11 protein-coding genes are annotated in these 11,803 nt (G+C 59.3%); 3 read left to right on the top strand and 8 right to left on the bottom strand.

The window, feature by feature from the left end:
• Window positions 1-238 precede the first annotated feature (238 nt).
• The 8 genes from ACZ1HN_RS16045 to ACZ1HN_RS16010 form a co-directional block, all read right to left on the bottom strand.
• Window positions 239-913 carry an orotate phosphoribosyltransferase gene (locus ACZ1HN_RS16045; protein WP_472728226.1) on the bottom strand — a complete coding sequence of 225 codons (675 nt, stop codon included), beginning with the start codon at window positions 911-913 and terminating at the stop codon, window positions 239-241.
• 76 nt (window positions 914-989) lie between these two features.
• Complete coding sequence (gene pyrC, locus ACZ1HN_RS16040; protein WP_472728225.1) at window positions 990-2,021, bottom strand: dihydroorotase; 1,032 nt, start codon at window positions 2,019-2,021, stop codon at window positions 990-992.
• A gap of 33 nt (window positions 2,022-2,054) precedes the next feature.
• Window positions 2,055-3,017, bottom strand: a complete 963-nt coding sequence (locus ACZ1HN_RS16035) for a phosphoadenosine phosphosulfate reductase (protein WP_472728224.1) — start codon at window positions 3,015-3,017, stop codon at window positions 2,055-2,057.
• Window positions 3,018-3,104: 87 nt separating this feature from the next.
• Window positions 3,105-4,151 carry a glycosyltransferase family 2 protein gene (locus ACZ1HN_RS16030; RefSeq protein WP_472728223.1) on the bottom strand — a complete coding sequence of 349 codons (1,047 nt, stop codon included), beginning with the start codon at window positions 4,149-4,151 and terminating at the stop codon, window positions 3,105-3,107.
• Complete coding sequence (locus tag ACZ1HN_RS16025; RefSeq protein WP_472728222.1) at window positions 4,148-4,849, bottom strand: FkbM family methyltransferase; 702 nt, start codon at window positions 4,847-4,849, stop codon at window positions 4,148-4,150. Before ACZ1HN_RS16025 ends, ACZ1HN_RS16030 begins: the two co-directional genes overlap by 4 nt.
• A gap of 1 nt (window position 4,850) precedes the next feature.
• Window positions 4,851-7,223, bottom strand: coding sequence for a glycosyltransferase family 2 protein (locus ACZ1HN_RS16020; protein ID WP_472728221.1), 2,373 nt, complete (start codon window positions 7,221-7,223; stop codon window positions 4,851-4,853).
• Entirely contained in the window at window positions 7,223-7,849 is a 627-nt protein-coding gene (locus ACZ1HN_RS16015; protein WP_472728220.1) for a sulfotransferase, read from the bottom strand. Before ACZ1HN_RS16015 ends, ACZ1HN_RS16020 begins: the two co-directional genes overlap by 1 nt.
• Window positions 7,846-8,874, bottom strand: a complete 1,029-nt coding sequence (locus tag ACZ1HN_RS16010; RefSeq protein WP_472728219.1) for a glycosyltransferase family 2 protein — start codon at window positions 8,872-8,874, stop codon at window positions 7,846-7,848. Before ACZ1HN_RS16010 ends, ACZ1HN_RS16015 begins: the two co-directional genes overlap by 4 nt.
• Before the next feature lie 193 nt (window positions 8,875-9,067).
• On the opposite strand from ACZ1HN_RS16010, the gene ACZ1HN_RS16005 reads away from it, so the two are divergent.
• The 3 genes from ACZ1HN_RS16005 to ACZ1HN_RS15995 are packed head-to-tail and all read left to right on the top strand — an operon-like array spanning window position 9,068 to window position 11,772.
• On the top strand, window positions 9,068-9,976 hold the full coding sequence (locus tag ACZ1HN_RS16005; RefSeq protein ID WP_472728218.1) for an AAA family ATPase: 909 nt from the start codon (window positions 9,068-9,070) through the stop codon (window positions 9,974-9,976).
• A 4-nt stretch (window positions 9,977-9,980) separates the two neighbouring features.
• Window positions 9,981-10,526: a P-loop nucleotide/nucleoside kinase family protein gene (locus ACZ1HN_RS16000; protein WP_472728217.1), complete on the top strand. Its 546-nt coding sequence runs from the start codon at window positions 9,981-9,983 to the stop codon at window positions 10,524-10,526.
• Complete coding sequence (locus ACZ1HN_RS15995; protein WP_472728216.1) at window positions 10,519-11,772, top strand: vWA domain-containing protein; 1,254 nt, start codon at window positions 10,519-10,521, stop codon at window positions 11,770-11,772. Before ACZ1HN_RS16000 ends, ACZ1HN_RS15995 begins: the two co-directional genes overlap by 8 nt.
• Window positions 11,773-11,803: the final 31 nt, after the last annotated feature.

Below are 11,803 nucleotides of genomic sequence, written 5' to 3'. Positions count from 1 at the left end.
CCGCGTTCCGGGTGTCTTGCCACAAGCGCATAGGCGTTGAAAACCCGGAGCAAGTCTGTGGAAAACCCGGTGGATTCTCCACAATCGTGGTTTACACTTTCCCACATATGGCAATGGCGTCCTGCACGCATACCACATCTGTCCGGCGCCGTGCAAAAGAATCATGGTTTTGCACACTGTTCCACAGCCAGACACCATGTAGAAAAGCTACAAACGGAGCCGTATCGGCAAAGTTCCGTTACGTCCGGGCTGCCTGCCAGCCGCGCGGGTCGTTCAGGAAGTCCTCGACACCGCCCAAAGTCGCCGCATCAAACGCGCCGGACGCCTTGGCCTCGGCCAACACATCCCACCATGTGCACAGGTGATGCAGCGTCACGCCATGATCACCCAATACCTTCTCGGTCTCTGGGAAAATCCCGTAGTAAAAGATAACAGCTGTGTGCGCGCAGGTGGCCCCAGCATCACGGATGGCATCCACAAAGCTCAGCTTTGATCCACCATCGGTCGTCAGATCCTCGACCAGCAAAACGCGCTGACCATCTGTCATGTCCCCTTCGATCCGGGCGCCCTTGCCATATCCCTTGGGCTTTTTTCGAACATAGGTCATCGGCAGGGCCATCCGCTCGGCCACGAAGGCAGCAAAAGGGATGCCCGCCGTTTCGCCACCCGCGATGTTGTCGAACGCTTCAAACCCCGCATTGCGCATAACGGTGACAGTGAGAAAATCCATCAGCGTCGACCGGATGCGCGGGTAAGAGATCAGCTTGCGACAGTCGATATAGGTCGGGCTTGGCAGGCCCGAAGCCAGCGTGAACGGCTCTGCCGCATTGAAATGCACGGCCTTGATTTCCAGCAGCATGCGGGCCGTCAGACGGGCCATTTCTTCGGATGTGGGGTAGCTTGTTGGGATCATGGCGCTTTGCTTTCGGGCTTTGTGCTGCGTGGAGGGGGCGGGAGCCTCCGGCGGGGATTTTCTTGAAACAGGGAAGTTACTGGACGGACCACGTCAGATCGAAACCGGGATCAAAGACGGTGACCGGGCCATCGTCAGTGTCAATTTGGTCAGGCAGCGTAGGGGCGGATTTGGTGAGGGCAATGGTGTCTTCGTTGGCGGGTAGCCCATAGAAGGCTGGGCCGTTGCGCGATGTGAAGCCTTCGAGCTTGTCCAGCGCATCCTCTTCCTCAAACACCTGTGCGAGTATGGGCAGCGTGTTGGGGGCTGTGAAGCAACCCGCACAGCCACATGGCAACAGCTTGTTCTCATCGGTGTGCGGCGCGCTGTCGGTACCCAGAAAGAACCGCGCCTCGCCACTGGTTGCGGCTGCACGCAGCGCCAGTCGGTGCTCCTCCCGTTTGGCAACAGGCAGGCAGTAGTAGTGCGGCTTGATACCCCCGGCCAAGATGTGGTTGCGGTTGATCACCAGGTGATGCGTCGTGATCGTGGCCCCAAGGCTCTCATCCTGTGCGCGGGCGTAGTCGACCGCGTTCGACGTGGTGATGTGTTCCATGACAACGCGCAAGCCGGGTGTGGTGCGTCGGATTGGGTCGAGAACCCGGTCGATGAACACCGCTTCACGGTCGAAGATGTCGATATCATGGTCAGTGACCTCACCATGCACGCACAGTGGCAGGCCAATCTCGGCTATGCGCTCCAGCACCGGGCGCACCTTGTCGAAGTTTGCGACGCCCGAAGCGGAATTGGTGGTTGCCCCGGCCGGATAGAGTTTGACGGCTTTGACCAAACCACTTGCGTGCGCAGCGGCCACGTCATCCGCATCCGTGTCTTCGGTCAGGTACAGCGTCATCAGCGGATTAAAGTCCATGCCGTCGGGAAGGGCGGACAGGATGCGATCGCGATAGGCAGCAGCTTGAGCACCTGTAACAACCGGAGGCACGAGGTTGGGCATGATTATGGCGCGGGCAAAATGTTGCGCGGTCCATGGCAGCACGGCGCGCATCATTGCGCCGTCACGCAGATGCAGGTGCCAATCGTCGGGGCGGGCGATGGTAAGTGTGGTCATGCGCCGCCGTTAGCATGGGCATGACATGGGTTTCTAGTCCTCGGGCTCGGCACTTCTGGCATTTGCGACATTGCGCAGTGCGTCAATCTCGGCCAGGCGGCGCTGGAACCGGGGTGCCCGCTTCATACGCGACACCACGTTGCGCGCCATCATGTAGGTCAGCTCGGTCCGTTCGTTGCGGTCGAGGGCAGCCAGAACACGACGCAGATAGCCCGGATAGGTGCGGCGCGCGCGATAGATCTTGGCGAATTGCAGATCATCCAGCGTGCCTTCGGCGGCCATTTCAAGCAGGTCAGGCAGCACGTTCATGGCCATTAAGTCGCTCTGGATCGTGTCGCCCATATTGCGAAGGCGATATTGGGTTACACCGGCGCGGGTGAACAGGGCGGCGTGCATGGCGTCCAGCCTTTCAACCGGATCGTACAGCACATAGGCTTGCGTACAGGCGTCCAGCATGTCTGGCGCGTAGCCGTAGCGCGATGTGAAGTCGGTGCGCCGCATCTCGATAAATCGGTCGTCCCATTCCGTCACACGCGGATCAAGCGTGGCTTGGGGTTGGATCAAAAGCACCTGCGCCCCCGGTGCGGCTACGGAATAGGCAGCGGCGGCATATCCACATGGACCGGCCCCATAGAACAGCACCGTTTCGAAGTCGTCGAAAAAACCGTCATCGACCAGCTGATCGAACAGACCAATCACGTGCCGGTCGCGAAACCACGTGTCACCGTCCGACGCGATACACAGGTGCGACCAGTCATTGTCGCGCACCATGGACCAGCCCAAAGGCTCGGCCCGCTCTGATAGGGCGCGCATACCCTGTACCGATTCGAAGGTCACGACCAACGTGTCGCCGCGCCGAATGTGCGCTGCGAAATGCTTGCGCCCCAGGGGCTTAAAAAATCCTTGGTCTTCAGCGGCTTGCATCAGGCGTGACAGCCACTCAGCTTTCGGCAGATCGGCCAGATCCGGCTCGAACGGAATCTCTTGGTCCTGCATTGCTCTATCCTCACATCCCGCCTTTGAACCGCGGGTTGAGGATGAGGTACCGCCGCAATGGGGCGAAAATGGGGAAAATTTGAGCGACTATTGCGCCGAGCGACGCGCCTGGTTGGCGTATTGGATCATGAATTGCGCGGCTTTTGGCGGTACGGGGCGTGTGGGTGGCGTCATCAGCAGGCGGCCAAACAGCGCGCGAAACGGTTCTTGTTGCATCAATTCATCGAACCTTGATTTGCGCCACGCTACGGCGTCGTCGTGCAGTTGTGCAAGCACACTGTCAGCCTTCAGGTCGGCCAGATGCGCATCGCGCCGTTCCGCATACCGGCTGATCGTTCGGTCCTCATCCGTACAGAAGTTCCGCTCAACCCAGTAATCGACGCCCAGCAGATCGTCGGAATGCACGGCGCGGCCCCGGTCGGCTTTCAGAACATAGCTTTCCATCGCTCCCAGCGGGTAGTGATTGAGCTGCGCCAACCCGTAATTCGGCTGCCCGTAGTTGGAAAACAGGCGGCGGGTTTTGAACTGTTCCGGCAACGCGCGTCCATGGCTGTCGAACCAATTGGCCTGCGCAAGCTTGCTGCCATCCGCATCGCGCGGGCGATGCACGCCGGGTTTGCGATACGTACCGTCATTCGTATAGAGCGTCTTGAACATGGATGCGCGCCACGGCCAGTGCAGGATCTCTGGTGCAGCCATGGGAAAGGTATCCGTCACCGGTTGGTCCAGATATCGCACCTGACCATTGTTGCCAAAGAGCCGCCAAGTCAGCGTGATGGCCGTGGCCTCGGGCAAGGCAGCGTGCAGGGCGGCCAAGGATCCGTCTCCAGTATGAATGTTGACGAATTCGTCGATATCAAGCGGCAGGATCCAATCCGCTTGTCGGATCTGATCCATCTTGGCGGCGGCCTTGAGAGCCGTGAACTGAATGCCGCCTTTGTCGTAGGGGCCGTCGTTGCGCACATGGCTCAGCCAGCCAAGTGCGGCCAGCCGATCCAGCATGGCATCGGTGCCATCGTCGCAATCATTTGAAAACACAAGGAAATCGTCAAAACCGACAGCCCGGTGATGGGCCAGCCATTCCAGAAGGAACGCAGCCTCGTTCCGGACCGTCAGAAGGGCAAGATGTGTCACTTCAGCGGCCAGGCCCTGCGGAAAGTGACGACTTTTTGCGTGGACAATTTGGGGTAATAGGCCAGACCGGCGCCCATCATTGCACCAAAGACCGCGTTCACACCTTCAGGGCCGATCCATTGCGGATGCAGTTCAATGACGGCGGCGCGCAGGGTGCTCAGGTCCATCTCGGGCAGCAGATCCGCCTCGTCTCCTTCGATGTCACACACCAGAACTGTGGGTTTGATTGCCTTGGTTTGTTGCCCCGCATTCACGACATCTACGGTCTCTGTGCGCACGATGCCCTCGCCATTTGTCTCTTCGACGGACGAAGCCAGGATATTGCCGCGCACATGGAAGTCCTTGGTCCCCTTGCGCTTGCCCAGTATGGCGTGATGCACAGTCGTATTCTCGATCCCATTGGCGTCGTGCACCTGGCGGATGTATGCGGCCAGTGTACTGTTCGCCTCGTAGACATGCACATGCGCCGCTTGGCTTTTCTTGGCCACAAGGGTCGAAATGAAACCAACCCCGCCGCCTAATTCCAGAACGACATCATCAGGCTGGATGACGCGCAACACCGCGTCACCTTCCTTCCTCTCATAAAGGCCGCGCCGCAAGCTGCCCGCAATGCGTGGCTTCAGCACATCCGTATGGCGCGGGAACAACAATCCCCGCGGTGTCGTGATCACGTCATGCTCGATCTGTGCACCATCCATCTCAACTCTCCATGTCGAGGGCGAGGGCATAGGCCACCCGCTCAGTCTCGGTCAGTTTGACCTTAAGGGCCTGATCATACAGGTCTTGGAACTCCGGATTGGCGTGGAGCTCGTCCGCCTTGGTCCGATGCCATGTCAGACCAAATTCGTGCCACTTGCGCAGTTCGGCATCCTGCATCAACGTCTCATATTCGGTGCGCATGCGGGGCAGGTTTCGTTTGATGGTGATGTCGCGGAAATCGGACCAATCCATACGGATCCAATAGTTGATCCCGATGGACCGATCCACGTGCAGCGCACGGCCACGCTGCCGCTTGATCAGAAAGCTTTCTGCGCTGCGCAGGGCATAGTGATTGAGCTGCAGAAGGTCATACCCAATTGATTTCTTTGAGCTTCTCCAGCCGTTTTCGGCGACTTCCTTGGTCATGTCCTTGCCCGAGCCATTCACCCAGTGCACTTTCTTGGCAAATTTGGGGTCCAGCTTGTTCGGCCGGTGGCAGCTGATCTTTTCGTAGGCACCGATGTTCTTGAACATCGTCTTGAAGCCCCAGACCGTGTGCGGCTTCGGGCAGTACTTTGGCGCACAATGATCGAACTGGTCGATGACGAACTCGTCTTTCAACTCGGTCACGCCGTTATGGCCGAACAACCGCCAAGTCATGGCAACATTCGTGGCATCCGGTACTGCGTCAAAGAAATCCTGCAACGTGCCGTTGCCGGTGCGCACATTCATGAACTCATCCACATCAATATGGATGATCCAATCCGCGTTCTTGATCAGAGGCTCTTTCAGTGACTGGTTCAGCGCGTATTGCTGGGGCGAATTGCCCTTCCAGTTGTCGTTGTTGCGGTGCTGGAGTACGCCCATGTCTTGCAAACGATCCAGGATTTCCGACGTGCCGTCTTCGCATCCGTTGGTGTAGATCAGGAAATTGTCGACGCCCATGGCACGATGATAGGCAACCCATTCGACGATATAGGGCGCCTCATTCTTCATGCAGCCGACAATGACATTGCCGGTCGACCCCTTGGGCAGATCGCGCTTGCCGATGGGTGGGTAGGCTGCGGCCAATTCCTCTTCGTTGACGGCGCCCAGCTTGTTGTGCGGTGCAAATGAGGACGTGCGCAGCTTTTCAAAGTTTTGCACGGCCAGCGGTGGCATCAAGGCGCGGGCCGTGTCTGTCAGGCCATCGCTTGGCACAGGGTTCGGCCTCGGTGGTGTGGGGGCAGGGGCTCCGTTCAGGCGGGCCAGATCAGCCGCCTTGGTCTTGCGTTCTTCCTGTGTCGCTTTGTCGATCCGCCACATGAAGCCCAACAGATATTGCGAAGCGCGGAAGCCGCGTGTCGGATCCGCCTCTTCCCAGGCCTTCTTTGCACGCGGTGCTTTGAACAGGCCTGCAGGCAGCCCGTGTGCCTTGGCAATGGCGGTGTTCTGCGTGGCAAAGGTTTTTGAGATGGCGGATAGCGATGCGGGATCAATGGGATCACCGTCCACCTTGATTTCATTCACAAAGGACCGCCACAACTGCCGGGGCAGAATGCGTTTCTCATTCGCCAGCACCTGCAGGATCAGGTCGTTCAACTGCCGACCGCGCGCCAACCACGCCGCAGATGGTTCGAAAGGCACATCCGCCTTCGCAGCCTTGCCAATGGCCGGTTTGATCTGAAATGCCTCACGTATTTCTTCGGTCACCGTTTCGGTGGCAAAGACCTCTGCATCATAGGCCCGGAACGTGAGGGCGCCCTCGCCAAACACAGCGTTCCAGTGCCGTTCCAGGGCGCTGTAGTCCAGCCAGCATGGGGCAGCCTGGCTTTCGATGAACACACCCGCCTGCGGATTGATCCGGGGCGCGGCCGCCAGTGCGTCGGCCCACCATGTCTTACTGCCCGCCAGCTCCAGTTCCTGGGTAAGCGCGACGCCGCGCCCCTCCATGATCTGTTCCCGGTAGTGGCGGGCCAGCAGGTGCGCAGGTTCATCGATATGCGCGATGACGCGAATGTCCTCGGACAAGGGCGCAAGCAGGGCCTTCAATCGCTCAAGTTCGGATTTGGACACCAGGCTCACACCCAGTTGCGACGCGGACAGGATCAGGTGATCGGGTGAAAACTGCGCGACTTCCTTGGCCAGATCAGCCGCGACCGTGTCGTGCAGAACTTTCTGTTTGTCAGCGGTGATATAGCCGCGGTTGTAACGCAATGGATCGACATGGGCGGTCTCTGTCACCGCCATGTATAGGCGTGTGTGGTTCTTGTTTCCGGGGCTGCGCGCATAAAGCACGCCCTTGGTGATCATCTGGTCCCGTTTGGCGGCCAGCACGTTCTGCAGGCGGTCTGCGCCCACCTGTTCCAACCCGATATGCAGGTGGATTCGCATCAGGCAACCTCGTTCAACTTGTTCACATTGGTCCGACCCCACCAGTTCACCGGCAACTCGATGAAACCGCTGATCAGGTCTTTCGCTTCGGGGTCGGCCACGTCGTATTCCAGAAAATCATCATCATCGCGAAAGATCGCACGAAGATGGGCGTAATGCGCTTCGATCCACTGCATCCGCTGGATGCTCGTCTCTCCAAACCCTTCCGGCAGGCCTGGGATGTTGTTGGCGGGCAGGCGCGACGTGCCCAGATCGGACCACGCCAACATGGATTGCGACATCTCGAAAGGATCGCGGTTCGAAGCAAGGAACTTGACGCCGGGATTGTGCTTGCGGATCGCCATGATCAGCCCGAAATCCATTTGTGGCCACAGCGACCGTCCCGCGCGCAGCACACTCATCTCTGAAATCGCGTCGAATTCGGCAAAATACGCGCCCGGATCACCTGTCTCGAAATATCCACGATAAAAAAGATCGGCGACAAATTCATTGTGCAGCTGCGTATTGTTGGTTTGGCGCGGCCGCACGCGATGGTCCGCCACATGCAGCCCCGCCCGACGCAGGGCACGGGCCAGCGTCGTGGTGCCGGTCTTGGGCAGACCAAGGTTCACAACGCGCAAACTCATGCCGCAGGTTCCATCAATCCCAGGTCGATCAACATCGCTTCTTCCTGCGGCGGCAGGGTCGAGGCGCCATGCAACTGTGCCTGCATTGCCTGGTATTCCGGCATTGCCAGCAACTCGTCCCGCTTGGCGATATGCCGCTGCACACAGTCGTCATGCAGCGCACTGATGTCTTTGTCTTTCTTCAGCTCCACCAACGCCTTTTTCAGATCAGGCAAATAGCGCTGAATGCTCTTGTCTTCCCAGGCGGGGTCATTCCGCTCCCGCCAATAAGTATCGTCAAAGGCGCGGTTTTCGCGGTTCACATCGCCCCGGTCATTCTTGACCAGATAGCTATCCAAAGACCGCAAAGCATAATGGTTCAAGGTCGCAAACTCCCGCGCGCCATGGGCAGGAAAGCGGCGAATGCGGCGTGGATTGGCGGCAACAAGGAACTTGTGCGGCACCTTGCGACCCGACCCATCGGTCCACGCAGGCTTGGCTTTGCCCTTCTGGAACGGGCGATGTGCGCCGTAGTACTGCAAGGGAAAGTCGTGACGCACCAGCGACTTGACCTCAATCGCGGCCTCTCCACACCAAAGGTCCGGATTGTGCGAGCGATGGAACTGGCCGATCACCGGCGCATCAACAAACGTGTCGACGCCATCATTGGCAAAAAACTGGAAGGTCACCGAAATTGCCTGCGGATCACCACAGGCCTCGATCAGGGCCGGGATTGTATGATCGCCGACATGGATGTTCAGAAACTCGTCTACGTCCGCAACCCAAACCCAGTCGGCTTCGGTCACGACGTCCTGACGGCGCGCATCCTTCAGCGCCTCCATCTGGTAATTGCGCCCCTCTGCCGGGTTCGGCAAATGCCGACACAACCCGCGATCGGCCAAGGCGTCCAGCAGGGTATCGGTCCCATCGGTACAATCATTGGAATAGAACAGATGATCGGTCACGCCGATCAGGCGGTTGAAGGCAATCCACTCCAACAGAAACGGGCCTTCGTTTTTCACGCAGGTCACTGCCGTAATGCGCATCAAACGCCAGCCTTTCGTGATCGGGTCATTGCCCACCGCCTCTGCATCGGGTCCCGGTGACTTATGCCGCGAACCTCATTCTTAACACGTTAACACCATGCCATTTCCCGCGAATCCCGTCAACGGACAGGACTTTAGGAGGCCTTGACGACACGGCCCAGCGATGCAGGTTGGACGCAAGGAAGGAAACCCGATGCAAACCCCAACTTCTATCGATGCCGTCCAGACCATGCTTGCCGACCAGGGGTATGTCTGCGACCGCGCTCTTGGGACCGTCGTGTTCCTCAGCCTGTCCCTTGGCCGCCCCTTGTTTCTGGAAGGTGAGGCAGGCGTGGGCAAGACCGAGATCGCCAAAGCACTCGCCGCCTCGTTGGGCCGTCGGCTGATCCGGCTGCAATGCTACGAAGGGCTCGATGCGTCCTCGGCCGTCTACGAGTGGAACTTTCCGGCACAAATGGTCGCGATCCGCACAGCGGAGGCATCGGGCGGGGCCGACCGCAAGGCGCTACAAACCGAACTCTTCTCGGATGATTACCTGATCGAACGCCCGCTGCTCGACGCGATGCGGCCCGATGAAAACGGTGCGCCGGTCCTGCTGATCGACGAGCTGGACCGCACGGACGAACCGTTCGAGGCCTTCCTGCTCGAAGCGCTTTCCGACTTCCAAGTTACCATTCCGGAACTGGGCACGATAAAAGCCCCCGAACCACCCATCGTCATCGTCACCTCCAACCGCACGCGCGAAGTGCACGACGCGCTCAAACGCCGTTGCCTATATCACTGGGTCGACTACCCGAATTTTGACCGCGAGATGGAGATCCTTCAGGCCCGCGCGCCAGAAGCGGCAGCCGAACTCAGCCGCGAGGTGGTGGCCTTCGTGCAGCGCCTCCGAACCGAGGATCTTTTCAAAAAACCGGGCGTCGCCGAAACCATCGACTGGGCCAAATGCCTGCTTGCGCTCGATGTACTCACCCTAAGCCCCGAAGTTATCGCCGACACGCTTGGCGCAATCCTCAAATACCAGGACGACATCCAGAAACTGCAAGGGTCGGAGGCCAAACGCCTGCTGGACGAGGCCAAAGCGTCTCTGGAACCGGCATGATCTGATGTCGGTTGCGCCCGTAATCCATATCGGCGGCTGGCCTGGTGCGGGTAAGAAGGCGATTGGACGGCGTGTGGCCGAATGTTTGGGGGGGCGATTGATCCACAATCACCTGATGCTTGATGCCGCGCGAGCACTCTATGCGCGCGATACGCCGGAAAGCATCGCTATGCGCGAAGAAGTCCGAAATCTAATCCTTGCCCATGCGCGTCGGCTGCCGGACGATGTACCCATTGTTCTAACCGACGCTTTGGCGGATGAACCGGCGGCAAAACCCCTTTTCCAACCAACGCTTGATCTGGCGCGCCACCGAAACGCGCCACTGCATCTGTTTGTGTTGGACCTGTCGATTGACGAAAACCAACGTCGTCTGTCGGACCCATCCCGGGCAGGAGGCACCAAGCTGACGGATGGTGAAGTGCTAAAAACCATTCGAAGCCGAGAGAAGTTGTTTATTCCCGCTGCAGCCGTCGTGCTGGACGTCACGAACCTGTCTGCCGACAGCGCGGCAGACAAGATTTGTAGGCATCTGGAGCGTCCGCATGCCTGAATACGCACCACTCGATCTACCCGAAAACCCAAAGCTCGCGGGCAACATCACCCATTTCGCCCGCGCCCTGCGCCGCGCCGGTCTGCCCATTGGCACGGGGCGGGTGATGGACGCCATCACCGCTGTGACCAAGGCGGGCTTCACGGAAAAGCGCGACTTCTATTGGACACTCCACGCCTGCTTTGTCTCAAAGCCGGAACACCGGGCGGTCTTTGCCCAGATTTTCCGCCTCTACTGGCGCGACCCACGCTACCTCGAACACATGATGGCTGCCATGCTGCCTGCCGTGCGGGGCGTACAGGAAGACCGTAGCGCACAAGCCGCTGAGAAACGCGCCGCCGAAGCGCTGCTTGACGGCGCGGGCGACGACATCGACCTGCCAGAGATGGAGGAGGGCGGGACCGAGATCGAAATTGACGCCTCGCTCACCATGAGCAACGAGGAACAGTTCAAAACCCTCGATTTTGAGCAGATGAGCACCGAGGAAATGACGCAGGCCAAGGCCATGCTTGCTCGCATGGCGCTTCCGGTCGATCCCATGCCCACGCGCCGGACGCGGGCCGCAGGTATGGGCCGCATCGACCCCGCCCGCACCTTGCGTGCCGCCATGCGACAGGGCGGAGAGATGCGCGATTTAAAATGGAAAACTCCCAGGGTTCGTTATCCGAACCTTGTTGCGCTTTGCGATATCTCCGGCTCCATGAGCCAGTATTCCCGCGTGGTGCTGCACTTCCTCCATGCGGTGGCGAACGCAAAAGGGGCGGGGTGGGCCAGGGTGCACGCCTTCACCTTCGGTACAGGGCTCACGAACATCACGCGGCATCTGGCACAGCGTGACGTGGATGCGGCGCTGCAAGCCGCAGGGGCGGAAGCGCAGGATTGGGAAGGCGGCACGCGGATTGGGTCCTGCCTTGAAACGTTTAATCGCGACTGGTCCCGTCGTGTGCTGGGGCAAGGGGCTGTGGTTCTGTTGATCACAGACGGTCTCGACCGCGACGACCCGGATGCATTGGCAAAACAGATGGAGCGTCTGCACCTCTCCGCACAACGTCTGATCTGGGTCAACCCGTTGTTAAGATGGGAGGATTTTGCACCTCGTGCCCGTGGAATCGCGGCCATGCTGCCCCACGTGGACAGCTTCCGCGCCGGTCACTCCATAGCGTCCATCGAAGAACTGGCGCAGGTGATTTCCCTGCGCGACGATGTCGGCGACCGCGACCGCTTGCTCCGAATGATCACCGCCTGATCCGGGCCAAGATTTTTCGTACGAAAAGTCT

This window comes from Tateyamaria sp. GN1-10 (assembly GCF_055693845.1).
Note: the sequence above shows the minus strand (reverse complement) of the source record. Positions and strands in the feature narration are given on the sequence as shown.

Coding starts and splice junctions, on each gene's coding strand:
- ACZ1HN_RS16000 (WP_472728217.1), top strand. CDS start 9,981: ATGTCGGTTGCGCCCGTAATCCATATCGGCGGCTGGCCTGGTGCGGGT.
- ACZ1HN_RS16020 (WP_472728221.1), bottom strand. CDS start 7,223: ATGCGAATCCACCTGCATATCGGGTTGGAACAGGTGGGCGCAGACCGC.
- ACZ1HN_RS16010 (WP_472728219.1), bottom strand. CDS start 8,874: ATGCGCATTACGGCAGTGACCTGCGTGAAAAACGAAGGCCCGTTTCTG.
- ACZ1HN_RS16015 (WP_472728220.1), bottom strand. CDS start 7,849: ATGAGTTTGCGCGTTGTGAACCTTGGTCTGCCCAAGACCGGCACCACG.
- pyrC (WP_472728225.1), bottom strand. CDS start 2,021: ATGACCACACTTACCATCGCCCGCCCCGACGATTGGCACCTGCATCTG.
- ACZ1HN_RS16035 (WP_472728224.1), bottom strand. CDS start 3,017: ATGCAGGACCAAGAGATTCCGTTCGAGCCGGATCTGGCCGATCTGCCG.
- ACZ1HN_RS15995 (WP_472728216.1), top strand. CDS start 10,519: ATGCCTGAATACGCACCACTCGATCTACCCGAAAACCCAAAGCTCGCG.
- ACZ1HN_RS16005 (WP_472728218.1), top strand. CDS start 9,068: ATGCAAACCCCAACTTCTATCGATGCCGTCCAGACCATGCTTGCCGAC.
- ACZ1HN_RS16045 (WP_472728226.1), bottom strand. CDS start 913: ATGATCCCAACAAGCTACCCCACATCCGAAGAAATGGCCCGTCTGACG.
- ACZ1HN_RS16025 (WP_472728222.1), bottom strand. CDS start 4,849: ATGGATGGTGCACAGATCGAGCATGACGTGATCACGACACCGCGGGGA.